Source organism: Actinoallomurus soli (assembly GCF_024055715.1).
GTDB lineage: Bacteria > Actinomycetota > Actinomycetes > Streptosporangiales > Streptosporangiaceae > Actinoallomurus > Actinoallomurus soli.
In genome coordinates this window covers 125,332-146,623 of record NZ_JAMXMV010000016.1, presented here as the reverse complement: position 1 = coordinate 146,623, position 21,292 = coordinate 125,332, and the positions used below count along the sequence as shown (strand labels likewise).

Genomic DNA, 21,292 nt, shown 5'->3' with positions numbered 1-21,292 from the left:
ACTGGTATGTACGATGATCGCATGACGAACCACGCCATCGAGGCGGAGGACGCCCCGCCGGTCACGCGCTCGGTCGTGCTCGACCAGTTCCTGCCGGCCCCTCGGAGCACGGGCCGGGTCCAGATCCGGCGCATCACCATCGCGCCCGGCCACGCGGCCGGGCTGCACGTGCACAACGGGCCGGTGTTCGGCAGCGTCGAGACCGGTTCGGTGGTCTATCAGGTCGAGGGCGAAGCGGCCTCCGTCCTCGGGCCCGGGGACGTGTTCTACGAGCCCGAGGGGGTCCGCATCGCCCGTTTCGACGCCCAGGACGAAGGCGTGACGTTCCTCGGGTACTTCCTTGTCGCCGCCGGCGAGACACCGCAGATCGAGTTCCCCGGCGACTGAGGACGGCTCTCAGGAGCGGGTGGCGAACTCCGCCGTGCCGTCCTCGAAGGGGATCGTGGCGCGGAAGCCGAGCTCCGTACGGGCCCGGTCGGGGGAGGCGACGACGTGGCGGACGTCGCCCAGCCGGTACCCGCCGGTGACGACCGGATCGGGCCCGCCGTACACCTTGGCGAGCGCGCCCGCCATCTCCCCGACCGTACGCGGCTCACCGCTGGCGATGTTGTACGCCCGCAGCCCACCGGGATGAGGCCCGGCCGCCTCGAGGGCCAGGAGGTTCGCGCGGGCGACGTCGCGTACGTGGACGAAGTCGCGGCGCTGCCCGCCGTCCTCGAAGACGCGCGGCGCCTCGCCGCGTTCGAGGGCCGAGCGGAAGATCGCGGCGACTCCGGCGTACGGGGTGTCGCGCGGCATCCGCGGCCCGTACACGTTGTGGTACCGCAGCGCCACCACGACGCCGCCGGTCGTCCTGGCCCACGACGCCGCCAGGTGCTCCTGCGCGAGCTTGGAGTCGGCGTAGGCGTTGCGGGGGTCGACGGGCGCGTCCTCGCCGACGGTGCCCGGCGTCAGCGCCGTCCCGCACAGCGGGCAGCGCGGCTCGAACCGTCCCGCCGCCAGGTCCTCCTCGGCGCGCGGGCCGGGCCGTACCCGGCCGTGTGCCGGGCAGTCGTAGGCGCCCTCGCCGTACACGACCATCGACGAGGCGAGCACGAGCCGCCGTACGCCCGCCCCGGCCATCCCGGCGAGCAGGACGGCCGTGCCCAGGACGTTCGTCGAGGCGTAGGCGGGCAGGTCGGAGACGTCGACGCCCAGGCCGACCTTGGCGGCCTGGTGACAGACCGCGTCCACGCCGAGGAGGCACCGCGCGACCGTGGCGGCGTCGCGGACGTCCTCGCCCGACCGCAGGTCGAGCAGGCGAACCTGGTGGCCGTGCTCCCGGAGCGTCTCGACGACGTGAGATCCGATGAACCCGGCCGAGCCGGTCACGAGTACGCGCATGCCCGCACGCTAACCGCGGCCGGGCGGCCGGAGCCGGGATGGCGGCGAGCCGTCCGCATTCCGTAAGAACCGCCGTCTCGATGGTGAAACTTTCAGTGCGGAGCCGCCCCTCACGGTCGCTCGCCGGGCCGGTGACCTGCGGGGCGGGCACGGGCCGTCCCGGCGGCGCTCGCCGCCGCTTTGACGCGGCGTGACGCGCGCCGGAACCTGCTCCTGACCGGGCCCACCCTCGCCCGGTCGGCTCTCGGGAGGCGGGAATGTCCCAGATGCGACGCGTCGGCGCTGTGGGGGTCCTCGCGTCGCTGGCGTTGACGGCGGCCGCGGCGTACGGCGGCCCGGTGTCGGCGGCCACGGTCGTGACCGTGGCCCAGGACGGCAGCGGGAACTTCACCACCGTGCAGGCCGCCGTCAACGCAGCCCCCGCGGGCGGCTCCGGCTACGAGATCGACATCAAGCCGGGCACCTACCGGGGGACGGTCTCGATCCCCTCGGCCAAGACGCACGTCACGCTTAAGGGCACCGGCTCCAGTCGCGACCAGGTCGTCATCGTCGAGAACCACGCGGCGAGCACGTACGGCACCCAGGGCAGCGCGACGGTCGCCGTGTCCGCGAACGACTTCCGCGCCGAGAACCTCACCTTCGCCAACGACTACGACGAGGCGAAGAACGGGAGCTCCCAGGCGGTGGCCCTGGACCTGAACGCGGACCGGGCCGTGCTGAACAACGTGCGCGTCCTCGGCAACCAGGACACGCTCCTGCTGTGGACGGCCGGCACGGGCACCGTCGGCCGGTCCTATATCCGCAAGTCCTACGTCGAGGGAGACGTCGACTTCATCTTCGGCCGGGGGACCGCGGTGTTCGACCGGTCGGAGATCCACTCGCTGAGCCGCGGCTCCTCGACCAACAACGGGTACGTCACGGCGGCGGCGACGACCGACACGAACCCGTACGGCTTCCTCTTCTACCGCTCGACGCTGACGAGCAACGCGCCCGCCAAGTCGGTGTACCTGGGCCGGCCCTGGCACCCGTCGAACGACGTGCACGCGGTGGGCCAGGTGCTGTTCCGCGAGTGCACGCTCGGCGCGCACATCCGGGACGACCCCTGGACCGACATGTCGGGCTTCTCGTGGAAGAGCGCGCGGTTCTCCGAGTACACGAACACGGGCGCCGGCGCGGCGGTCAACGCGAACCGGCCCCAGCTCGCCGCATCCCAGGCGCCCTCGTACACCCCCAACGCCTACCTGGCCGGCTCGGACGGCTGGAACCCGGTGTTCTGACCCCTGGAGGCCGCGATGCCCCATCGGAACCGCAGGCGGCTGCGCACGCTGCTGCCGGCGCTGAGCGCCCTGACGTTCGCCTGCGCGTCCCCGGCCGGAGCGCAGGCCCTCGCCGCCGACCGGACGCCGACCGGCGGGGCGGTCGTCTCCGCCGCCACCGGCGGGGCGGCCGTGGGCGGCTCGGCCGTCTCCGGCACCACCGGCGGGGCGGCTCCGGCGGCGGACGCCCCCTTCACCGGCAACGCGACCTGGTTCACCGGGCTCGGCTCGCCGTACGGCGGATGCGGGCTGCCGCAGGCGAACCTCGACAGCCAGGACTTCGTCGCCCTCAACGTCTTCAACACGCCGCACGACTACAACGGCTACCCGCGCCCCATCGCGCCGTCGGACGCCGCCCGGATGGGGATCTTCGACAACGGCCACAACTGCGGCCGCTACGTGCAGGTGACGATCGGCGACTACTGCACCGGCGTCAACGACGGAGCGCCGAACCAGCCCTTCTGCCGCAACGGCTCCTGGACCGCCGACGCCTACGACGGCGCGACGCTGACCATGCTGGTCGCCGACAGCTGCGCCGACGGGAACGCCTGGTGCCGCGACGACCCGTACCACCTCGACCTGTCCCAGGCGTCGCTCAACCGGTTCGTCGAGAACGGCGCCCCGGTCGGTGACATGTACCCGAACCACTGGAACAACCGGCACATCGCCTGGCAGTTCGTGCCCGCGCCCGGCTACACCGGCGACATCAAGATCGGCTTCCTGCAGAACGCCCAGGTCTGGTGGCCCGTCATCGCCGTCTCCCACCTGCCGAACGGCATCTACGGCGTGCAGTACTACGACGGGACCTCGTGGAAGAACGCCACCATGGACGGCGACATGGGCCAGGCGTACGTCATCGCCCCGACCACGACCGCTGGCCGCGACTACCGCATCCGGGTCGTCGACGCGTCGGACGCCCTGATCGGCGGCGGCCGCGTCTACTCCTTCTCGCTGCCGTGCGCGAACACCTGCGGCCCGGCGTACACGGGCGTGACCTACACGACCAGCGGCGGCTGAGTGGCCGGTGGCTTCCGGGGCGGAGTGGACCTTAACCCGTCTCCGCCCCACCTCGTACGTTCGACCGTGTGATCGTCTTCGCGCACCTCAGTGACACGCACCTGGACGGCGGTCCGCGCGCCGCCGCGCGGACGCGCGCCGTCCTGGCCCATCTCGACCGGCTGCCGTACGACCTGGACGCCGTGCTGGTCACCGGGGACATCGCCGACCACGGGCTGCCCGCCGAGTACGAGGAGGCGCGGGGTCTCCTGGCCTCCCGCCACCCGGTGCTCGTCTGCCCGGGCAACCACGACGTACGCGCGCCGTTCCGCGCGGTGCTGCTCGGCGAGCCGGGCGGCGACGGGCCGGTCAACCGGGTGCACCGCACACCGGGCGCGGTGTTCGCGCTGTGCGACTCGTCGATCCCGGGACGGGACGACGGCCGCCTCGACGAGGAGACCCTGGCCTGGCTGGAGGCGGTGCTCGCCGGGACGCCGCCGACGACGCCCGTGCTGGTCGCCTTCCACCACCCGCCCGTCGTGCTGCACGTCCCGTACGTCGACGGGATCCGGCAGTTCGGCGAGGAACGGCTCGCCGCGCTCCTCGCCCGCCACCCGAACGTCGGCGCCGTCGTCTGCGGCCACGCCCACACCCCGGCGGCGACGACGTTCGCGGGCCGGCCGCTGCTGGTCGCGCCGGGGGTCGTCTCCACGATCCGGCTGCCCTGGGAGACGGGCACGGCGGGCACGGACGGCCTCGTCGACCACGAGATCCCGCCGGCGTTCGCCTTCCACGTCCTGGACGACGAGGGGCGCCTGACGACGCACTACCGCGTCGTCGTCCCCTGATCCGGCGCCGGCGAGACCTGCCAGGCGACGCCGTACGGCACGAGGAAGTCGAGGAGGTCCGCCGGGTCGAACGCCTGGGCGGGCGTCAGCGCTCCCGCCCGCGCCCGGCCGGCAGTGTCGGCGCGCCCCTCGCCGGAGGCGAGCCGCCGCGCGCCTTCGACGGCGATGACCGCGGTGAGACCGTACGGGTCGGGGCCGGTGACCCAGCCCTCGGCGCGGCCGCCCGCGCCGTCCACGGCGCGGACCGTCATCAGCCACCGTCCGGCACGCCGGGTCTCGTCGTCCAGGACCTCCGGGACGCTCTCCACGAGGTCCGGCGTCAGGCTCTGGAAGAGCGCCGCCACGTCGGCCCGGATGACGCTCCGGACCCGGCGTGCGCGCACGTGACGCGGCACGGTGGCCACCCCCGGCAGCGGGAACGGCGCGACCGGCACCTCCTCGTCCGAGCCGGGCACGCCGAGCGACGCGGGGCCCTGGCCGTCGGCGGGGACGAGCGCGCCGTCCACGTGGTCGAGGGGTCCTTCGGCGAACGCCGTCGCCATGGTCCGGGCCGTACCGCGCGTGGCCCCGCCGGGCAGCCGCAGGTCCGCGACGACCAGCTCCTCCACCTCCGGCAGCCGCCGCGCGGTCAGGTGCGCGATGAGGTCGCCGGGCCCGCCGTCGTCGGCCAGGCCCGGAACGACCGCCACGCCCGCACGCGCGGCCTCGGCGTCGTAGGTGTCCAGGATCCGCCTGATGTAGCGCTGTTCGCCGGAGGTGTCGACATAGGGCCGGCCCGCCGCGATGGCGGCGCGCAGGACCGGCTCGCCCCACGACGTGAACGGCCCGGCGCAGTTGACCACGGCGTCGCAGCCGGCGAACGCGCCGACGAGGGCATCCGGTGCGTCCAGGAACGCGAGGCGGATCTCGGCGTCCGCCGCCCCGGCCTCCACGGCCGCCGCGTGCAGCCGGTCCTCGTTCCGGCCGACCAGGACCGGGGTCATCCCACGGCGGCGCACCTCGGCCACGCTGAGCCGGCCGGTGAATCCGCTCGCCCCGTACACGGCGATCCTCATCGCGTCCTCCCCGAGATCCACGGCGGGTCACGGCACGTCCGCGACCTCCGCCGGAAATCGACGCTAGGACTCGCGAGAAGGCCGTCCCATGCCCGTACGTCCGGCATCCATATCCGATCGTCTCGCCGGAGCCGACTGGGGGTACGGTCGGTGCATGGACGTGCTGAGCGACGCCGTGGCGGTGATGCGCACCGGGCGGCCGCACTCGTCGCGTACGTGCCTGCGCCCGCCCTGGGGGATCCGGTTCCGCCCGCAGGAGGGCGCCGGGTTCCACGTCATCCTCAAGGGCTCCTGCTGGCTGATCCCCGCGCGCGGTGAGCCGATGCTCCTGGGCGTCGGCGACGTCGTCCTCCTGCCGCGCGAGCTCGGTCACGGGATCGCCGACACACCGTCGCGGACGCTGACCGACGTCCGCCTCACCTACGACGACCTGGCGACCGGCCGTGTCGCCCTGCCCGTCGAAGCGGACGGCACGGGCGCGCAGACCGAGATGCTGTGCGGGGCCTACCGTCTGGACCAGTCGCGTCCCCACCCGCTGCTGACCGAGCTCCCCGACGTCGTCCACCTGCCGGCCCGCGTCGGCGCGCACCCCGCGCTGCGCGGCGCGATCGAGCTGCTCGGCCACGAGCTCAGCGCCCGGCCGCGGCCCGGCCGGGACGCCGCCCTCACCGGCCTGCTCGGCCGGGACGCCGCCCTCACCGGCCTGCTCGATCTGCTCCTGCTGTACCTGCTGCGCGCGTTCTACGAGGACCGGTCCGACGACGCCGGCACCGGCTGGGCCGCCGCGCTCCGCGACCCCGCCGTCGCGGCCGCGCTGCGGGCCGTCCACGACGACCCGGCCCGGCCGTGGACGGTCGGGTCGCTCGCCGCCGAGGGCGGGCTGTCCAGGGCGGCCTTCGCCCGGCGTTTCACGGGCATGGTCGGCTCGCCGCCGCTGGCCTACCTCACGTGGTGGCGCATGACGGTCGCGGCGATGCTGCTGCGCGACACCGATCTTCCGCTGCGCGCGATCGCGCAGCGCACCGGCTACACCTCGGAGTTCGCCTTCGCGCGGGCGTTCAAGCGCGAGTTCGCGACCGCGCCCGGGCGGTACCGCGCGGGCACGCCGGACACCTGTCCCACGCTCACGGTGTGAGCGTGCTCCGGCGCTTGCGGGAGACCTCCTGGCCGATCGCGAACAGCAGCCAGGTGAACGCCGTCGCGTCGTCGACGATGCCGATGGGCAGGAACACGTCCGGGATGAGGTCGATGGGGGAGAGGATGTAGACGACGACGGCGATCATCGCGATGATCTTGCCTTTGCTCGTCCGGTACACCCGGTCCTGCACCCGCGCCTGCACGCCGTTCCGGACGACGCGGGCGGGAGCGCGCCGCCCGGCGACCCGGGGGCGTCGGCGCAGCCGCAGGATCCCGGCGACGAGCAGGACGCCGCCGACCGCCATCCCGACGACGCCGAGCGTGCGGACGTCGAGTGCCCCGATGTCACCCCCGACGGCGAAGGTCAGAATCGCGCCGGCGAAGAGGACGAGGGCGCCGAACCAGGCCATTGCTCCTCCGATGGGTCGGGGACACCAGCGAGTATGTCCCGCTTTCGCCCGCCTATTCGGGCCGCCTCACGCGAGGCTCGGCGGGCGTCGTACGGGAGCCGGACGTCGTACGAGAGTCAGACGTCGTAGGGGCGTCAGCGGACCCCTCGCGGACGGAACTGGATGCTGATGCGGGGGCCGCAGGGCCGGGCGGTCTTCGGCACGGCGTGCTCCCAGGTGCGCTGGCAGCTGCCGCCCATCACGATGAGGTCGCCGTGGCCGAGCTCGAACCGCAGGGTCCCGCCGCCACCGCCGCGCGGGCGCAGCGTGAGCGCGCGCGGCGCGCCGACCGACACGATCGCCACCATCGTGTCCTGCGTGCTGCCGCGCCCGATGGTGTCGCCGTGCCAGGCGACGCTGTCGCGGCCGTCGCGGTAGAAGCACAGGCCGGCCGTGCGGAACGGCTCGCCGAGCTCGGCGGCGTAGTGCACGTTGAGTGCCCTTCGGGCGTTGTCGAGCGCCGGATCGGGCAGCGTCTCGTCCTCGTCGTAGAACTTCAGCAGCCGGGGCACGTCGACCACCCGGTCGTACATGTGCCGCCGCTCGGCGTGCCAGGGCACGGTGTCCCGGAGCCGCTCGAAGAGCGTGTCGGCGCCGGTGACCCAGCTCCGGCGCACGTCGATCCAGGCTCCGCGGTCGAGCGTCGTCCGGCGCACCGACGGGCCGAGCGGGCGGAACGCGATCTCGTCCTCGGAGTCCAGCAGCGACGCCTGGAAAGCGCTGGTCATACCAGGAGTCTACGCGCCGGATTCAAACGCATGTTCGATCATGGCCTCGGCTCACGGTGCCGGCGTCAAAGCTCCAGCCGCCAGTCGTTGCAGCGCATCGGGCGCCCCGGCGGGTACTCGAAGTCGCAGGGCCCCAGCAGCGTGAAGCCGAGCTTCCGGCAGATCGCGTTGGACGCGGGGTGGTCGACGGACGGGTACGCGTGCAGGAATCGATGCCGGCGCTGCGCGCGGGCCCGCTCGACGACGAGCCGCCCCGCGGCGGTCGCCACGCCCCGCCCGCCGAACTCCGGCAGGATGCACCAGCCCGTCTCGTAGACGGTCTCACCCCGCCACTCGCGCTCCCAGTAGCCGATGTTGCCCGCGGCCTCCCGCCCGGGCGGCACGACGACGCGGAACATCGCCTCGGGGCCCCCTTCCCGCGCCTCGAGGTAGCGCCGGTGCCGGTCGAGCACCTTCTCCTCACTCTCCGGCCCGCCGAGGTGCTCCATCATCTCCGGCGCGTTGATGCGCCGGAGCAGATCGAGATCCCCCTCGCCCCACGGCTCGATCACGACGCCCGATGCGTTGCCGCCCGCCATGCCCACCCCTTTCACCGACCGGCGCCCACCGTAGCGGCGGCCACCGACATCAGGAGTCGAAGTCGGTGCCGCGCGAGACCGGCTCCCACTCCGCCCACTCCCGCCGGATGCCGTCGGCGTGCGCGACGAGCGCGTCGACGGCGTCGTTGCCCAGGGGCAGCCGCAGCGGCGTCTGCTCCGCGTCCAGCGCGGTGAGGATGGCGGCGGCGGCCTTGGCCGGGTCGCCGGGCTGACCACCGTGGGCCCCCTCCGCCATGGCGCGGGTGTTACCCACCGTCTCGGCGTAGGCGTCCATCGCCGCCGACTGATGCAGCGCGCCGCCGAACAGGCCCGTACGGAACGCGCCCGGCTCGACGATCAGCACTTTGATCCCGTACGGAGCGACCTCCTCGGCCAGCGCCTCGGACATGCCCTCCAGGGCGAACTTGGTCGCCGAGTACGCCCCGAACCCGGCGAACGACAACTGGCCGCCCATCGAGCTCATCTGCACGATCGCGCCGGAACGCCGCTCGCGCATGTGCGGCAGCACCGCGCGGGCCAGCGCCGCCGGGCCGAAGAAGTGCACGTCCATCAGGTCGCGGAACTCCCGGTCGGTCGTCTCCTCGACCGCGCCGATCTGACTGTGCCCGGCGTTGTTGACCAGGACGTCGATCCGGCCGTACCAGAGCATCACCTCCGCGACGACGGCGGACACCCGCGCCGTGTCGGTGACGTCCAACGGGACGGCGCTCACCCGGTCCGGGTGGGCGGCGACCAGGTCGTCGAGCGACTCCGGCTTGCGGGCGGTGGCCACCACGGTGTCGCCGGCGGCCAGCGCGGCCTCCGCGATCGCCCGGCCGAAGCCGGAGGACGCCCCCGTGATCAGCCAGACCCTGCCGCTCGCCGTACGCGTGCTCTCAGTGCTCATCTCACGAACTCCCGTCGAAGTGGAATGCCTCCATTCACGCAGCGGATGGCGTCCGGCGTCCAAGACAGAAGATCACTTAAGCCATAAAGGGGGCTTATGATCCCAGCGTGGAGCTGCGCCAGTTGCGGTACCTGGTCGTGATCGACGACGAGGGGAACCTCGGCCGAGCCGCCGAGCGGCTGTACGTGAGCCAGCCCGCGCTCTCCTACGCCCTCAAGAACCTGGAGGCGGAGTTCGGCGTGCGGCTGTTCGACCGGCACGCCGGAGGCGTCACCGCGACCGCCGCCGGACGCGACGTCCTCGCCGAGGCCCGGCGTACGCTCCAGCAGGCCGACCGCGTCACCGCCGCCGCCGATCGCCACCGCCGGAGCGCCACGGGCGTGCTGCGGGTCGGGTTCGAGGCCAGCGGCGCGGGCGAGCTGACGACGCGCGCCCGCGCGGAGTTCGCCCGCCGCCACCCGGGCGTACGGGTCGAGCCCAAGCGGTTCGACTGGGGCGAGGAGGCGGCGGCGTTGCGCGACGGCCGCGTCGACGTGGCCTTCGTGTGGCTGCCCGCGGACCTGGCGGGAATGCGGAGCGAGGTCGTGCACACCGAGCCGAGGATCGTCGGCCTGCCCGCCGGTCACCCGCTGGCGGGCCGTACGGGACTGTCGATCCTCGACGTCAAGGACGAGCCCCTGATGTGGACCGAACGCGCGCCCCGCGCGTGGGTCGACTGGTGGGCGGTCAACCCCCGGCCGGACGGCTCGCCCCCACGGTGGGGCCCGACCAACGACAACGTCGAGGAGATGCTGGAACAGGTCGCGGAGGGGGCGGCGATCTGCTTCGCGCCCGCGAGCATGGCGCGGTACTACGCGCGCCCCGACCTGGCCTGGGTTCCGCTCACCGACGTGGAGCCGCTCCGGGTCGCCCTGGCCTGGCCCGAGGGTACGGAGAGCCCTCTGGTCCACGGCTTCGCCGGCGTCGTACGGGAGCTGGCCGCCCCGGGTTTGCGTTAGAGCGCGCTCCAACTCCTACCGTCATGGACATGCCGGACGGAACCGGCCGACCACGACCGAAGACCAGGGAGTCGCCATGACCCGCGAAGAGAAGTACGAGCACGGCCTGAACGTCCTGCGCCAGATCGACGGCGAGGCCGGGCAGAAGGTCGTCGACTCCCTCGCCGACATCTCGCCGGAGCTCGGCCACCAGATCGTCGCCTGGGGATTCGGCGAGATCTACGCCCGCCCAGGCCTCGCCCCGCGCGACCGGCAATTGGTGACGCTCGGCATGCTCACCGCGCTCGGCGGGGCCGAACCGCAGCTCGAAGTGCACATCAACGCCGCGCTCAACGTCGGCCTGACTCCGCAGGAGATCGTCGAGGCCCTGCTCCACTCGGCCGGCTACTGCGGCTTCCCGCGAGCCCTGAACGCGACGTTCGTCGCCAAGAAGGTCTTCGCCGAACGCGGCCTGCTCCCCGTGGAGATGTGAGGCCGAGTCCGGGCGTCCTCCGGCTCAGCGGTGGCGCAGCCACTGAGCGGGATGGACCACCGGTCGCACGCCCACGCGATGCGAGCCCGCCTCGGCGGCCTTCGCCGCCGAGGCGGTCGTCGGGCGGGCGGGAGCGAACGCGGTCGCGATCGCCGCGGCGATGCCCACGATGCCCATCGCTGCGATCAGCACCGGAAACCTGCGGCGGTTCTTGGTCCTCACCGGCTCTCTCCCCGAGTTCGAAGCGCACCGAGCGCTCCTGATCCTTCACCTGACAGTGATGATGCTTGACGAGCCCTCGAAGTTCTCCCGAATCGGGGATTTTCGGGGATTCGTCGTCAGAGGACGCCGGCGCCCGTATCGGCCGGCCAAGCGACGCCCGCCCCGAAGACGCAAGGGGCGACCAGCCCGAGCATAAGGACGGATCGGGTCCAGGTATCATTCGCGCGATCATCGGCGACGTCCGCGGCAAGGGACTGCAGGCGGTGTCCACCGTCTGCCTGGTCGTCGGCGCCTTCCGTCACGAAGCCGGGCAGGCGGCGACGCTGGCGGAACTCGCCGACCGGCTGAACGACGCCATCACCCGGGAAAAGGACCCCGGCAACCCGGACCACGTCGAGAGCTTCGTTACCGCTCTGCTCGTCGAGATTCGGCCGGGAGCGACCGAGGCGTCCCTGCTCAGTCGGGGCCATACCGCTCCGTACCTCCTGAACGACGGCCATGTGGCCATGGTCGAGCCGAAGACGCCCGGCCTTCCCCTCGGTATGGACCTGCCGACGGTGGACGGCACGACCAGGCCCGACACCGTCGCCCTGCCGCTGGACGCCACGCTGCTGCTGGTGACCGACGGGATCACCGAGGCCCGTGACCGGAACGGAACCTTCTACGACCCCAGAGCGGCGCTCGCCCGCATCCGGCCCTCCACTCCCCGCGAACTGGTCGACGCGCTGACACGCAGTGTCACGTACTGGACCGGCGGACGACGTCAGGACGACATCGCGGTGCTCGCGCTGAAGCCCGTACCTCGGGCTCCGGAGCTCCTCGGCCGCGCGTGAACTCGCATGGTCGATCCGCCCCAGTAGGGGGCGACGTCCGCGACGTCACTCGGGGTGAGGTCAGTACCGGACGCTGCCGAGCGGGCTGTTGAAGCTGAAGTGACGCCCCGCCCAGCGGGCCTCCGCCTCGATCCGTCCGTGCGCGAGCGCGGGCACCGCCTTCGTGGAGAGGGCACCGCCGGTGGCGACGTCCACATCGTTCTCGGCCACCTTCCAGCGGTCGGTGGGCGTGTCGGCGTAGGTGGCGACCCGGACATCGGTGCCGTACGCCCCTCGGTGCCTCCCGTCCTTCGTCACCTCGGCCCACACGGTGCCGCAGACGGCGGACCGCAGGACGATGAGGGTGCCTCCTCGTTCCCCCTTCGGCGTACCCATGTCACCGACGACGGGGAACCGTCGCAGCACCGTGCCGTGGTACTTCCCGTGCTCTGCCGCGCAGCGCCCCGCGTTCCCGGCGGATGGCGGCGGCGTGGCGGTCGGCGCGGAGGGGAGCTCCTCGACGGCCGCCGAGGGGATCGGCGCCTGCGCGGTCATCCTGGCGGCGGCGTGGATCGTGGCGGCCGGTGCCGAGGCGGAAGGCCCGGGGGCGGCACCGACGGCGGCGACACCTCCCACGACGCCGACCGCGGTGATCAGCACACGCGACCTCCGTCGGAACCTGCTCTGCATCGGCCTCTCCCCGGGTTCGGCTGAGCGCGGCGAGCACTCGTGATCATCGACTTCATGAGAAGAGATGCTCGCCGGGCCGCCGAAGTTGCCCGGAACCGGGGGGTCATCGGAACGACGCCCCCCGGCCGGCCGGTCAGGAGCCGGGTCGGGCACCGATCTTGTCGACCCAGCCCTGATGTTCGAAGGACCGGTACATGCCGCCACCGTCCGCAGGGCCGCCCGGCCTCGCGGGCTGCACCTCCTGGTAGTCGAGGAGTTCGGCGGTCCTCGGGTCGACGGTCAGCCGGACATCGGCGCGGTCCGTGGCGATGACGACGCCCGGCCGGCCCTCCCGGTCCGTGACGCGGCCGGTGATGTGAACGGACGGGCTGTCCGCGAGGACCTGGTACAGCGCCGCGCGCGTCCCCGGGGTCGTCGGCGCCATGAACAGGTCCCACGCGCTGACGAAGACGTACTCGCCGAAGTCGGCGGGGGCGGTGTAACCGTGCGCGCCGTGACTCCGGTCCTCCTTCCAGAGCCTCCGCAGGTAGGTCTCCAGACCGCTCTTCGTCGCGGGCAGCCGGGGTATGGTCCGCCACTCGATCTCATGCGAGCCGATGTCGGGATTGACCAGGTGAGAGCCCTTCTCGTACGTGACGGTGGAGGGTTTCGTCCGCGTCGTTCCGCCGTTGATCTCCAGGGCCGGTGAGCCCGCCGCCCTCCACGCCGCCTCGTCCTTCTTCGATGGGAACGTGACGCGGACGTCGAGCGGCCACCGCGTACGGAACCGCATGGTCGCCGTGCCCGGCTGGACACACTTCCAGTCCTCCATCGTGCTCGCCGTCTGAGCCCGGTAGACGGGCCCGGTGTAAGGCTTGATGGATCGCGGGAGGTGGCTCGGCTGGGGCTTGGCCCCGGCCGGATCGCCGCGTTCGACGTCGAGCCACATGCGGGTCCGGCTGTACCAGCAGGTACCGCGCGTGGCGGGCTGCTTGGCGGCCGTCTCCGCGCTGGCCAGCAGGAACGTGCGTGCGTCGAGGGTCCCGTGGTACGGCTTCGGGCCGTTCCCCGTGGCCTCGCCGGAGCGGTCCTTCCCGGGCAGCGACGAGGAGGCCACCACGAGCGCTGCCGCCGCCACCGCCGCTCCGGCGACGACGGCCAGCCGGCGTCTCGGTCGTGCCGGGGTCAGACGCGCCGTACGGACGTCCTCGCCGTCGGCGCGGACGAGGAGAGGGTCGCGGCGTCGTTCGTACGCGGCGCCGGCGAGCCGGTCGACCGCCACCGGCCGCAGCGCCGTGATGGTGCGGTCGAGATCGTCGTTGTTCACAGCTTCTCCCGGATGGGTCGAGGGCGCGGTGCCGGGCCGGGCGTCTCCGTCCCGGTCTCCTGGGACGGGCCGAGCGCCCTGGCCAGACGGCGGCGGCCCCGGTACAGCCGTACGGTGAAGGCGGCACGCGTGCAGCCGACGGCGCGAGCGGCCTCGGCGGGGGTGAGGCCGTGCCAGGCGATCAGCGTGATGGCCTCGGCCTCCTTGGGGGACAGGTCGCGCAGGGCGGCCAGCGCCTGGTCCCGCGCCACCACGTGGTCGGCGACGTCCCAGGCCGGCAGGTCGGCGTCGGTGGTCAGGCCGGTGAGCCGGTCGACGAGACCGCGATCCTTGCCCGCCGCCCCGTACGAGCGGCGGGCGAGGTTCCGGGCCACGCCGAGCAGCCACGGCAGCGCCCGTTCGGGAACGTCATCGATCTTGCGCCACGCGACGGCGAAGACCTCGCCGGTGACGTCCTCCGCCGCGTCGGGTGAGACCCGCAGCACGACGTAGCCGAAGACATTGCGGTAATACGCCTCGTAGAGGCGGGTGAATCGTGCTTCCCGCTCGTCCACGCCACCTCCTCTCTTTCGCGTTCGTTCGAGCCGGTACGGCTAGAAGTCGCAGAAGAGGCCGCCGGATAACGCGCGGGCGCAAGATCCGCGTCAACGCGGTCAGCCCCGGGGCGACGACCAGCCCCGCTCGGCCGTGTCGTGGGCAACTCGGTCAACGCCGAGCGTGCTGCGTCGCCAACACGGCGAAGCGCCCACGCTCAGCGACTGTCGGGGCCCGTTCCCCGAGAGTCAGGTCGGCCCCGGTGCCACCACGAGATCATGGCTCCGAGCGCCATTGCTGCATTGCCGCCGCCGTTGACACCTCGCAGTCGAGGTTGACAGTTCGTCGTCGGTATTGCCGGTCCGAAGTCCCAGAAAGTCGGATTGATGCGTCACATACGGCGGCAAGGTCCGTCGTTGCTCGGCTCCGCGAGTGCTCCTCGGGGATGAGAGCACCGAACGCTCAGGTCGTCAGTCCCACCACAGGACGACCGCCGGCCCCCGATCGGCCGCGTCACGGTAGAAGGAGAGCAGTGCGCTGAAATGCGGCTCCAGATAGCGGTGGGGGTCGACCGTGAGGAACTCGAGGCTCCGCCCCATCCGCGTCCTCGCCTCGTCCGGGTCGGCGGGAAGCGCGCCGAGCACGGCCTGCGGGTCGATCCGCCGCAGCAGGCCGGCGATCTCCGCGACGGCGCCCGGCGCGAGCGCGGTCACCGGATGACCCCAGATGGAGTCAGGAGCGTCGCGGTACGCCGGATTGACCTCATCGTCCCCGTCGAGCGCTCGGCGGAGTGCTACGACCGCCGATGCGTCGACCCTCGCCGGCTCGCAGCACCGCACGAGACCCTCAGGGGCCCAGTCGAGGTCGAGGTGGTCGGACTCCGGGCGCAGGTCGAACGAGCACAGCAGGTCCAGCGTCTCGACCGATGCCCGGCAGGCATCGAGTTCCGCCCCGGAGACCCGGGCGAGCTGTTGCGTCACAGCCACACCCGGCAGTCTCCCCGGCATCGAACCCGACCGCGAACGAATTCCGCATGCGGATGCCCGGCACGGACGCGGCCGCCGACCGGGGTTCCGGGACCGGGTACCCGTGAACGAGGACCTGGTACGAGCGTCGCAAGGCGCGGTCGGAGCCGGTCACATCACCGTGTCGGTCTCCAGCGGCCCGGCGGTGATGCGGATCGTACGAATGCGGGCCGGTCGGGTGTCGTCGAGGTAGTAGATGTGCATGAAGGGGGCGCGCACCTCGCGGTCCGGCTCGGTTTTCTTGGCCATGGTCGCCTCGCCGCGCAGGAACACGACGCCGTCGGCGCTCCAGCATTCGAGCACGTCGTGGGTGATGTTCAGCGGTTCGTCGATCTTGACGAAGAACGCCTTGATGGCCTCGGCGCCGCGGACACGGGCGGTGCCGAAGAACATCTCGGTGTCCTCGGTCATGCGCGCGAACCCTTCCCCGAACTGCAGGGTGTCGATCTCGCGCATGATCTGCAGGATCCACTCCGGGGTCGCGTCGCGGGTCATGGCGGGCTCCATCAGACGGCCGCGGGCAGGGCGGCGAGGAAGGCGTCGATCTCGGCGTTGACGGCGTCGGGGTTCTCCCGCGCGGCCAGGTGGCCGGTGTGCAGCAGCACGCGAAACGTGCTGTTCTCGATCGCGTCGGCCATCTTGCGCACGGCATGCACCGGGAACTGGCTGTCCTCTTCACCGGCGATGATCAGGACGGGAATGTTCCTGATGGTGGCCAGCCTGCGGTGCTCGTCCTTGCGGCCGATGAGGATGCTGCGCAGTGCCCATGCCACGGACTTGGGGTCGTCACGAAGGACGAAGTCGGTGAACTCCAGGAATTCGGGGTTGGTGGCTTCGGCGGTCGGACCGGCGAACGCCGCGCGCGCGGCCTTGGCTGCCAGTGGCGGCATCTTGGCGTGCAGCGAGAGGTAGGTCGCCAAGGCGGTGGCCCAGATGCTCTCGAACATCGTGGGCAGTGAGGCGGTGCAGTTGATGCCGATCGCCGCCGCGGTGCGCTCGGGGTGGTAGGCGGGGAAGACCCCGGCGAGCATGCCGCCCCAACTGTTGCCCACCAGTACGCACGTGTCGATGGCGAGGGCGTCGAGGATCTCGACGAGGACGTCCGAGCAGTCCTTCAGATCGATGATCTTGCGGAGGGCGTCGGACTTCCCGTGCCCGGGGCTGTCGATGAGCACCATGCGGTGGGTGGGCGCGAAGTGCTCGTACTGGTAGCGCCACATGGTGCCGTCCATCATCAGGCTCGGCCAGCACACCATGGCCGGGCCGTCGAGCCGCCCTCCCTCACGCACGTTGATCAGCCCGAGAGAGGTGGGGACCAGCTTCTCGGTGGCCTCTTCGAGTCGGCTCGTCGTCATGAGCAGTCGTCCTTCCACGCGAAAGCGTTCATTGCTAGTACGATATTGCTACTAGTTCTGAGATGCAACTACTGCTTCACTGTGACGACTCCGCGGCCGGTCTCCCCTCCTGTGCGTCCAGCGGAACGAGGGTCGAGGCGACGATCGGCTGGTGGCAGGCGCTGCAGGCGAGGTAGGGGTCGGTCTCGCTGCCGCAGGTGGTGTGCACCAAGGGGCGGCGTGCCTCGCCTTCTCCGGTCGCGTGGCCCTCCGCCCACCGGGTGATCGTCACGATGGCCGGGACGACCAACTCGCGGGCGGCCTCGGTGAGCTCGTACTCGTACCACGGCTTGTCGGACCGGTAGGCGCGCCTGGACAGCAGCCCCAGCTCGGTCAGGTCGTTCAGCCGCGAGGTGAGGATGTTCGCCGAGATGCCGAGGGCGCGCTTGAGCTCGCCGAACCGGCGGACGCCGAAGAACACCTCCCGCAGGATCTGGTAGTTCCACCGCTCGGAGATCGTGGCGAGGAACGCCTGGCCATGCTGAAACGTGACGTGCCCGGTACGGTCGGCCACAACGCCTCCAGTAGTCTCGAAACACAACTAGTTAGCGAAGCCTACTACCAGGTGTCCCGCGACCTGCATGGATCAGGCGATGCGGCACCTCACCTTCCGCCACCACGGACGCCGCTAGGAGACGACAGGCCACCCGGTCGTTCGATTTGTGGAGGTTGTCCGAGCTCCCGGTACCAGCGTCGCCAAGCCGATGTTCGGTGGATCACGTGACTACTAGGCTGCGACGATGGACCGCGTTGACGTGCCTGAAGGCCTCGCCCAGTCCGCAGACCGGGACCGGGTGAATGACTACGACGGTTTCGCCGAGGCGTACTCGGCGGTTAACGAGAACAACCTCGTGAACGCGTACTACGAGCGGCCCGCGATGCTGGCCCTCGCCGGAGACGTGGCCGGCCGCCGGGTCCTGGACGCCGGTTGCGGCTCGGGCCCCCTGTCCGCCGCACTGCGCGACCGCGGTGCGGTCGTCACCGGCATCGACGCCAGCGCCGGGATGCTGGCGCTGGCCAGGCGGCGGCTCGGTGACGACGCGGACCTGCACGTGGTCGACCTGAGGGACGGCCTGCCGTTCGCCGACGGCGCGTTCGACGACGTGGTCGCCTCACTGGTGCTGCACTACCTGGAGGACTGGGGGCCGACGCTGGCCGAGGTGCGGCGAGTGCTCAGGCCCGGCGGCCGGCTGATCGCGTCGGTGGACCACCCTTTCGTGGCCTACACGTTCCAGGACCCTCGGCCCGACTACTTCGCGACCACCAGCTATACCTTCGACTGGACGTTCAACGGGCAGTCCGTCCCGATGAGGTTCTGGCGCAAGTCATTGCACGCGATGATCGATGCCCTCACCACCGCCGGTTTCCGTCTTTCCGCCATCAGCGAGCCGCAGCCCGACCCGGCCGCCCGGGAACTGTTCCCCGACGACTTTCAGGACCTTTCGACCAAACCCTGCTTCCTGTTCTTCGTCGTCGAGGTGCCGCCACCGGCTACCGGGTCGGACGACTAGACGCGGTCGGCGGGTGCGGTGGTGCTGCCGGTGACCGGCAGCACCGCGACTTCGACGCAGGCCCCGCCGTTGTCGCCGCTGCGGGTGGACGTGCGCCACTCGGGCGTAGTGGTCGGATCCATGGTGCTCGCCGTCCTGGTGACGGAAGGTCGCTACGCGCGGTCGGCGGGGACCGGGTCGCCGCCGGTGACGGACAGCAGCGCAACCTCGACGCAGTTGCCGCCGTCGTCGCCGCTGCGGCTGGCCTTGCGCCAGAGGGTGACCTGGACGCAGTGGCCGCCGTTGTCGCCGCTGCGGGTGGAGGTGCGCCATTCGGGGGTGGTGGTCAGCTCCATCGTTCCTTCACCGTCCTCGTGATCAGGTTGAGGGACTGGTCGACCGGCAGCGCCCGCGACCGGATCGACTCGAACCGTTTGGTCAGCCTCGCCAGGTCGGCCGGCTCGCCGGTCGTGATCCCGTGCGCCGCCGTTTCAACGTACGCGACTTCCCGCCGATCGTCGACGGTCGCGAGCACGAACGACCCGTTGACGCCGCGGTGCGCTCCGCAGGGGAGGATCTGCACGCTGACTTTGTCGGAGACGACCGCGACCAGGTGCTGGAGCTGCTCGCGCATCACCTCCGGACCGCCGACCTTGCGCCAGAGCACACTCTCGTCGAGCACGCAGGAGAGGTAGGGCGGCTCCGGCTCGGTGCGCCGGAGGACCTCCTGACGCGCCAACCGGGCGCACACCTTCTGCTCGTCGCCCTGCAGCAGCACCCGCGCGTACGCCTCGGTCTGAAGGAGGCCGTACACCAGGGCGAGCTCGAAGCTGCGCAGCAGGTCGGCGGCGGACTCGTGGACGGGCCAGTCGAACCAGGGTGGGTGGACGCTGCGCTTGAGGAGGCCGTCCCAGAGGCGGAGCAGGACGCCGTTTCCGTCGAGGACGTCGTCCATCCGCTCGGCGAACTTCCGGAGCGGCATGTCCTCGGCGCGTTCGACCGCGCCGATGTGGGAGCCGCTGTAGTTGGCCTTCGTTCCGGCCTGGTCCTGGGTGAGGCCGGCGCGCTCGCGCAGGAAGCGCAGCTCCGCGCCGAAGAGGGCGAGGGGGGACGAGGACGGGTCCAGAGGGTTCGGGTGACGCGGCATGGGGGGCTCCTCCGTTGGCCGGTGTTCGCAACCGGCGGGGGCCGGTTGGCCGAGATGTAACGGAGTGTAGAGCGAGTCATTACTGGAAGTGAGGTCCGTTGGCGAGGCTGTGGAAAGGAATTTCGACAGCGGACGGCGAGGTGAGCCATGGAGACAGCGATCGGCGGCATCGATCCGAAGGTCGTACCGGCCGGCGGGTGCGCCGCCTGGCCTCTTCCGCCGGACCCCACGGGGGCCCGGTTCGCGCGGAGCGTGCTGAAGGCGGTGTTCGGCGAGCTGCGGATGCCCGCCGTCACGACGTACGACGCCGCCGTCGCCCTCTCCGAGCTTGCGACCAACGTCCACGTGCACGCGTACGGCGGTGTCGTCCCGGCGTGCCCGCCGATCGCCGGGCTGCCCGAGCTGTGGGCGTACCTGCGGTGGCGGGCGCGGCCGGAGGTCGTGTTCGCGGTCTACGACTCGGCGCCGTGGCGCGGGCCGGTCCCGGACGGACGGCTGCGGCCGCCGCCGGACGCCGAGGGCGGGCGCGGCTTCGAGGTGGTGGACGCGCTGACGACGGAGTACGGCGGCGAGTGGGGCATGTACCGGACGCGGTCGCGGCTGGGCGCCGGGCCGGTGCTCGGGAAGGCGGTCTACTTCACGGTGCCCGTGCCCGCCGGCCTGGTCACGCCGGGCGCGTGCACCGCGCGGCGGACGGCGGAGGAGATCCACGCTCTGCTCGCCGCCCGGGGCCTCGGCCCGCTGCAACTGGCCATCGGCTACGGCATGGCCGTGATCTGCGTCCGCGCCGGAATGCACGTCTGGGTGCGCGACGGCTCGATCTCCTACCGTGCGCCCGGTCTCGGCGTCGTCCGCCACTCGCCGTACGACCGCGTCGAGGTGGTGGAACGGATCGTCCGCCACTGCGCCGACCTCGACGCCGTGGACGAGAGCGACCGTTGTTGACTCGTTGCCGCCGGTGTCGTCGGCCGGCCGTCCGAATGGCCGGGTTCGCCCGTGTACAACGGCGGCAAGGCATCGCTCCGCACGGCGTTCGCCGCTCGGTGCCGGCGGTGGGCGAGCATCCGGTTCGTTGAACGCGACATCGCAGACGGGGCAAAGGGTGGGGAAGCGGGCAGCGGACGCTGCGCTTGCCGAGACTTCTGTATGCCGCGGCCGACCGATCCGGGCGTCGGTGTCGCGATCGGCCTGTCGGGGCGGCGTGGGCGGGTGAGAAGCGGGGCGTGGGCTCGGGGGCCTCAGGGGGTCGGGTGAGGGTCGTCGAGGCGGTCGAGGACCGGGTTGCCGACCTGCTGGAAGACCACCGACGTACGGAATCCGGCGACCTCCCGGCGCTTGCTCAGCCGGTCGATGAGGAACGCGTGCAGGCGGTCCAGGTCCTGCACCGCCACGTGCAGGACGAAGTCGTCGTCGCCGGAGATGACGAACACGCTCAGCACTTCGGGGAGCCGGGACGCGAACTCCTGGAAGGCGTCGATGAACGGCCGGCTCGACACGCGCAGCTTCACGGCGACCAGGCCCTGTACGCCACGGTTGAGGGCGGCCAGGCTGATGTCGGCGTGGTAGCCGCGGATGACCCCGCGGCGGGTCAACGTCCGGACCCGCTCCAGGCAGGTCGAGGGGGCGATGCCGAGCCTGCGGGCCAGCTCCCGGTTGGACTGCCGAGCATCCGTTTGGAGCAGGCGCACGATTTCGACGTCTAGTTCGTCCATGGCCATGATTCTGGTCCTGATTTCGGACGAATGTTCGGTGAACCCCGGTTTAGGCCGGTCGAATGGCTAGCGTCTTGGCGTTTCGTTCGATCA

28 protein-coding genes are annotated in these 21,292 nt (G+C 71.8%); 10 read left to right on the top strand and 18 right to left on the bottom strand.

What is annotated here, in order from left to right; genetic code table 11:
• The first annotated feature begins 21 nt into the window (after window positions 1-21).
• Complete coding sequence (locus tag NDW01_RS31615) at window positions 22-387, top strand: cupin domain-containing protein (RefSeq protein ID WP_252828009.1); 366 nt, start codon at window positions 22-24, stop codon at window positions 385-387.
• Between the two features lie 9 nt (window positions 388-396).
• On the opposite strand, the gene NDW01_RS31610 is transcribed toward NDW01_RS31615, so the two are convergent.
• The gene (locus tag NDW01_RS31610; RefSeq protein WP_252828008.1) at window positions 397-1,383 is read right to left on the bottom strand and encodes an NAD-dependent epimerase/dehydratase family protein; all 987 of its coding nucleotides are present in this window, start codon (window positions 1,381-1,383) and stop codon (window positions 397-399) included.
• A gap of 257 nt (window positions 1,384-1,640) precedes the next feature.
• Here NDW01_RS31610 and NDW01_RS31605 point away from each other — a divergent pair, with 257 nt between their 5' ends.
• The 3 genes from NDW01_RS31605 to NDW01_RS31595 all read left to right on the top strand — a co-directional run bounded on the left by NDW01_RS31605 (window position 1,641) and on the right by NDW01_RS31595 (window position 4,543).
• On the top strand, window positions 1,641-2,660 hold the full coding sequence (locus NDW01_RS31605; protein ID WP_252828007.1) for a pectinesterase family protein: 1,020 nt from the start codon (window positions 1,641-1,643) through the stop codon (window positions 2,658-2,660).
• 15 nt (window positions 2,661-2,675) lie between these two features.
• The gene (locus NDW01_RS31600) at window positions 2,676-3,716 is read left to right on the top strand and encodes an expansin-like protein (protein ID WP_252828006.1); all 1,041 of its coding nucleotides are present in this window, start codon (window positions 2,676-2,678) and stop codon (window positions 3,714-3,716) included.
• A gap of 68 nt (window positions 3,717-3,784) precedes the next feature.
• Entirely contained in the window at window positions 3,785-4,543 is a 759-nt protein-coding gene (locus NDW01_RS31595) for a metallophosphoesterase (RefSeq protein WP_252828005.1), read from the top strand.
• Here the strand turns inward: NDW01_RS31595 and NDW01_RS31590 are convergent.
• Complete coding sequence (locus NDW01_RS31590) at window positions 4,522-5,598, bottom strand: saccharopine dehydrogenase family protein (protein WP_252828004.1); 1,077 nt, start codon at window positions 5,596-5,598, stop codon at window positions 4,522-4,524. The genes NDW01_RS31595 and NDW01_RS31590 overlap by 22 nt on opposite strands.
• A 154-nt stretch (window positions 5,599-5,752) precedes the next feature.
• Here NDW01_RS31590 and NDW01_RS31585 point away from each other — a divergent pair, with 154 nt between their 5' ends.
• A complete protein-coding gene (locus NDW01_RS31585) occupies window positions 5,753-6,733 on the top strand; it encodes an AraC family transcriptional regulator (RefSeq protein ID WP_252828003.1) in 981 nt (326 codons plus the stop codon).
• Here the strand turns inward: NDW01_RS31585 and NDW01_RS31580 are convergent.
• The 4 genes from NDW01_RS31580 to NDW01_RS31565 form a co-directional block, all read right to left on the bottom strand.
• Window positions 6,723-7,145 (bottom strand): YkvA family protein, encoded by a 423-nt coding sequence (locus tag NDW01_RS31580; RefSeq protein WP_252828002.1) that lies wholly within the window; start codon window positions 7,143-7,145, stop codon window positions 6,723-6,725. The two genes, NDW01_RS31585 and NDW01_RS31580, sit on opposite strands and share 11 nt — an antisense overlap.
• A gap of 134 nt (window positions 7,146-7,279) precedes the next feature.
• Entirely contained in the window at window positions 7,280-7,912 is a 633-nt protein-coding gene (locus NDW01_RS31575; protein WP_252828001.1) for an alpha-ketoglutarate-dependent dioxygenase AlkB, read from the bottom strand.
• A gap of 65 nt (window positions 7,913-7,977) precedes the next feature.
• Entirely contained in the window at window positions 7,978-8,490 is a 513-nt protein-coding gene (locus tag NDW01_RS31570; RefSeq protein ID WP_252828000.1) for a GNAT family N-acetyltransferase, read from the bottom strand.
• Window positions 8,491-8,539: 49 nt separating this feature from the next.
• Complete coding sequence (locus tag NDW01_RS31565) at window positions 8,540-9,397, bottom strand: oxidoreductase (RefSeq protein ID WP_252827999.1); 858 nt, start codon at window positions 9,395-9,397, stop codon at window positions 8,540-8,542.
• A 107-nt stretch (window positions 9,398-9,504) separates the two neighbouring features.
• On the opposite strand from NDW01_RS31565, the gene NDW01_RS31560 reads away from it, so the two are divergent.
• Both NDW01_RS31560 and NDW01_RS31555 read left to right on the top strand, forming a co-directional pair.
• On the top strand, window positions 9,505-10,395 hold the full coding sequence (locus NDW01_RS31560; protein ID WP_252827998.1) for a LysR family transcriptional regulator: 891 nt from the start codon (window positions 9,505-9,507) through the stop codon (window positions 10,393-10,395).
• 76 nt (window positions 10,396-10,471) lie between these two features.
• The gene (locus tag NDW01_RS31555; protein ID WP_252827997.1) at window positions 10,472-10,867 is read left to right on the top strand and encodes a carboxymuconolactone decarboxylase family protein; all 396 of its coding nucleotides are present in this window, start codon (window positions 10,472-10,474) and stop codon (window positions 10,865-10,867) included.
• A 24-nt stretch (window positions 10,868-10,891) separates the two neighbouring features.
• Here the strand turns inward: NDW01_RS31555 and NDW01_RS31550 are convergent, their stop codons facing one another.
• Window positions 10,892-11,089: a hypothetical protein gene (locus NDW01_RS31550; RefSeq protein ID WP_252827996.1), complete on the bottom strand. Its 198-nt coding sequence runs from the start codon at window positions 11,087-11,089 to the stop codon at window positions 10,892-10,894.
• Window positions 11,090-11,154: 65 nt separating this feature from the next.
• Between NDW01_RS31550 and NDW01_RS31545 the strand changes: the two genes are divergently transcribed.
• Window positions 11,155-11,922 (top strand): PP2C family protein-serine/threonine phosphatase, encoded by a 768-nt coding sequence (locus tag NDW01_RS31545; protein WP_256513502.1) that lies wholly within the window; start codon window positions 11,155-11,157, stop codon window positions 11,920-11,922.
• 60 nt (window positions 11,923-11,982) lie between these two features.
• Here the strand turns inward: NDW01_RS31545 and NDW01_RS31540 are convergent, their stop codons facing one another.
• The 7 genes from NDW01_RS31540 to NDW01_RS31510 form a co-directional block, all read right to left on the bottom strand.
• Window positions 11,983-12,561 carry a hypothetical protein gene (locus NDW01_RS31540; protein ID WP_252827994.1) on the bottom strand — a complete coding sequence of 193 codons (579 nt, stop codon included), beginning with the start codon at window positions 12,559-12,561 and terminating at the stop codon, window positions 11,983-11,985.
• A gap of 163 nt (window positions 12,562-12,724) precedes the next feature.
• Window positions 12,725-13,897 (bottom strand): hypothetical protein, encoded by a 1,173-nt coding sequence (locus NDW01_RS31535; RefSeq protein WP_252827993.1) that lies wholly within the window; start codon window positions 13,895-13,897, stop codon window positions 12,725-12,727.
• Window positions 13,894-14,451 carry an RNA polymerase sigma factor gene (locus NDW01_RS44040; protein WP_252827992.1) on the bottom strand — a complete coding sequence of 186 codons (558 nt, stop codon included), beginning with the start codon at window positions 14,449-14,451 and terminating at the stop codon, window positions 13,894-13,896. The genes NDW01_RS31535 and NDW01_RS44040 overlap by 4 nt, the downstream gene beginning before the upstream one ends.
• Before the next feature lie 450 nt (window positions 14,452-14,901).
• Entirely contained in the window at window positions 14,902-15,417 is a 516-nt protein-coding gene (locus NDW01_RS31525) for a DUF1877 family protein (protein ID WP_252827991.1), read from the bottom strand.
• Between the two features lie 150 nt (window positions 15,418-15,567).
• On the bottom strand, window positions 15,568-15,951 hold the full coding sequence (locus tag NDW01_RS31520) for a nuclear transport factor 2 family protein (RefSeq protein ID WP_252827990.1): 384 nt from the start codon (window positions 15,949-15,951) through the stop codon (window positions 15,568-15,570).
• An 11-nt stretch (window positions 15,952-15,962) separates the two neighbouring features.
• On the bottom strand, window positions 15,963-16,811 hold the full coding sequence (locus tag NDW01_RS31515) for an alpha/beta fold hydrolase (RefSeq protein ID WP_252827989.1): 849 nt from the start codon (window positions 16,809-16,811) through the stop codon (window positions 15,963-15,965).
• Between the two features lie 76 nt (window positions 16,812-16,887).
• The gene (locus tag NDW01_RS31510; protein ID WP_252827988.1) at window positions 16,888-17,364 is read right to left on the bottom strand and encodes a winged helix-turn-helix transcriptional regulator; all 477 of its coding nucleotides are present in this window, start codon (window positions 17,362-17,364) and stop codon (window positions 16,888-16,890) included.
• A gap of 226 nt (window positions 17,365-17,590) precedes the next feature.
• Between NDW01_RS31510 and NDW01_RS31505 the strand changes: the two genes are divergently transcribed.
• Complete coding sequence (locus NDW01_RS31505; RefSeq protein ID WP_252827987.1) at window positions 17,591-18,361, top strand: class I SAM-dependent methyltransferase; 771 nt, start codon at window positions 17,591-17,593, stop codon at window positions 18,359-18,361.
• Here the strand turns inward: NDW01_RS31505 and NDW01_RS31500 are convergent.
• The 3 genes from NDW01_RS31500 to NDW01_RS31490 are packed head-to-tail and all read right to left on the bottom strand — an operon-like array spanning window position 18,358 to window position 19,487.
• Complete coding sequence (locus NDW01_RS31500; protein WP_252827986.1) at window positions 18,358-18,483, bottom strand: DUF397 domain-containing protein; 126 nt, start codon at window positions 18,481-18,483, stop codon at window positions 18,358-18,360. The genes NDW01_RS31505 and NDW01_RS31500 overlap by 4 nt on opposite strands.
• 30 nt (window positions 18,484-18,513) lie before the next feature.
• Complete coding sequence (locus NDW01_RS31495; protein WP_252827985.1) at window positions 18,514-18,696, bottom strand: DUF397 domain-containing protein; 183 nt, start codon at window positions 18,694-18,696, stop codon at window positions 18,514-18,516.
• Window positions 18,687-19,487, bottom strand: a complete 801-nt coding sequence (locus tag NDW01_RS31490; protein ID WP_252827984.1) for a helix-turn-helix domain-containing protein — start codon at window positions 19,485-19,487, stop codon at window positions 18,687-18,689. Before NDW01_RS31490 ends, NDW01_RS31495 begins: the two co-directional genes overlap by 10 nt.
• 147 nt (window positions 19,488-19,634) lie before the next feature.
• Here NDW01_RS31490 and NDW01_RS31485 point away from each other — a divergent pair, with 147 nt between their 5' ends.
• Window positions 19,635-20,432: an ATP-binding protein gene (locus NDW01_RS31485; protein ID WP_252827983.1), complete on the top strand. Its 798-nt coding sequence runs from the start codon at window positions 19,635-19,637 to the stop codon at window positions 20,430-20,432.
• Between the two features lie 293 nt (window positions 20,433-20,725).
• Here NDW01_RS31485 and NDW01_RS31480 read toward each other — a convergent pair whose 3' ends face one another.
• On the bottom strand, window positions 20,726-21,199 hold the full coding sequence (locus tag NDW01_RS31480; protein ID WP_252827982.1) for an Lrp/AsnC family transcriptional regulator: 474 nt from the start codon (window positions 21,197-21,199) through the stop codon (window positions 20,726-20,728).
• Window positions 21,200-21,292: the final 93 nt, after the last annotated feature.

Excerpts from the sequence above, each read along its gene's own strand:
- NDW01_RS31615 (WP_252828009.1), top strand. The coding sequence starts at position 22 with ATGACGAACCACGCCATCGAGGCGGAGGACGCCCCGCCGGTCACGCGC.
- NDW01_RS31610 (WP_252828008.1), bottom strand. The coding sequence starts at position 1,383 with ATGCGCGTACTCGTGACCGGCTCGGCCGGGTTCATCGGATCTCACGTC.
- NDW01_RS31605 (WP_252828007.1), top strand. The coding sequence starts at position 1,641 with ATGTCCCAGATGCGACGCGTCGGCGCTGTGGGGGTCCTCGCGTCGCTG.
- NDW01_RS31600 (WP_252828006.1), top strand. The coding sequence starts at position 2,676 with ATGCCCCATCGGAACCGCAGGCGGCTGCGCACGCTGCTGCCGGCGCTG.
- NDW01_RS31590 (WP_252828004.1), bottom strand. The coding sequence starts at position 5,598 with ATGAGGATCGCCGTGTACGGGGCGAGCGGATTCACCGGCCGGCTCAGC.
- NDW01_RS31585 (WP_252828003.1), top strand. The coding sequence starts at position 5,753 with ATGGACGTGCTGAGCGACGCCGTGGCGGTGATGCGCACCGGGCGGCCG.
- NDW01_RS31580 (WP_252828002.1), bottom strand. The coding sequence starts at position 7,145 with ATGGCCTGGTTCGGCGCCCTCGTCCTCTTCGCCGGCGCGATTCTGACC.
- NDW01_RS31575 (WP_252828001.1), bottom strand. The coding sequence starts at position 7,912 with ATGACCAGCGCTTTCCAGGCGTCGCTGCTGGACTCCGAGGACGAGATC.
- NDW01_RS31570 (WP_252828000.1), bottom strand. The coding sequence starts at position 8,490 with ATGGCGGGCGGCAACGCATCGGGCGTCGTGATCGAGCCGTGGGGCGAG.
- NDW01_RS31565 (WP_252827999.1), bottom strand. The coding sequence starts at position 9,397 with ATGAGCACTGAGAGCACGCGTACGGCGAGCGGCAGGGTCTGGCTGATC.
- NDW01_RS31555 (WP_252827997.1), top strand. The coding sequence starts at position 10,472 with ATGACCCGCGAAGAGAAGTACGAGCACGGCCTGAACGTCCTGCGCCAG.
- NDW01_RS31520 (WP_252827990.1), bottom strand. The coding sequence starts at position 15,951 with ATGACCCGCGACGCGACCCCGGAGTGGATCCTGCAGATCATGCGCGAG.
- NDW01_RS31515 (WP_252827989.1), bottom strand. The coding sequence starts at position 16,811 with ATGACGACGAGCCGACTCGAAGAGGCCACCGAGAAGCTGGTCCCCACC.
- NDW01_RS31505 (WP_252827987.1), top strand. The coding sequence starts at position 17,591 with ATGGACCGCGTTGACGTGCCTGAAGGCCTCGCCCAGTCCGCAGACCGG.
- NDW01_RS31500 (WP_252827986.1), bottom strand. The coding sequence starts at position 18,483 with ATGGATCCGACCACTACGCCCGAGTGGCGCACGTCCACCCGCAGCGGC.
- NDW01_RS31495 (WP_252827985.1), bottom strand. The coding sequence starts at position 18,696 with ATGGAGCTGACCACCACCCCCGAATGGCGCACCTCCACCCGCAGCGGC.
- NDW01_RS31490 (WP_252827984.1), bottom strand. The coding sequence starts at position 19,487 with ATGCCGCGTCACCCGAACCCTCTGGACCCGTCCTCGTCCCCCCTCGCC.
- NDW01_RS31485 (WP_252827983.1), top strand. The coding sequence starts at position 19,635 with ATGGAGACAGCGATCGGCGGCATCGATCCGAAGGTCGTACCGGCCGGC.
- NDW01_RS31480 (WP_252827982.1), bottom strand. The coding sequence starts at position 21,199 with ATGGACGAACTAGACGTCGAAATCGTGCGCCTGCTCCAAACGGATGCT.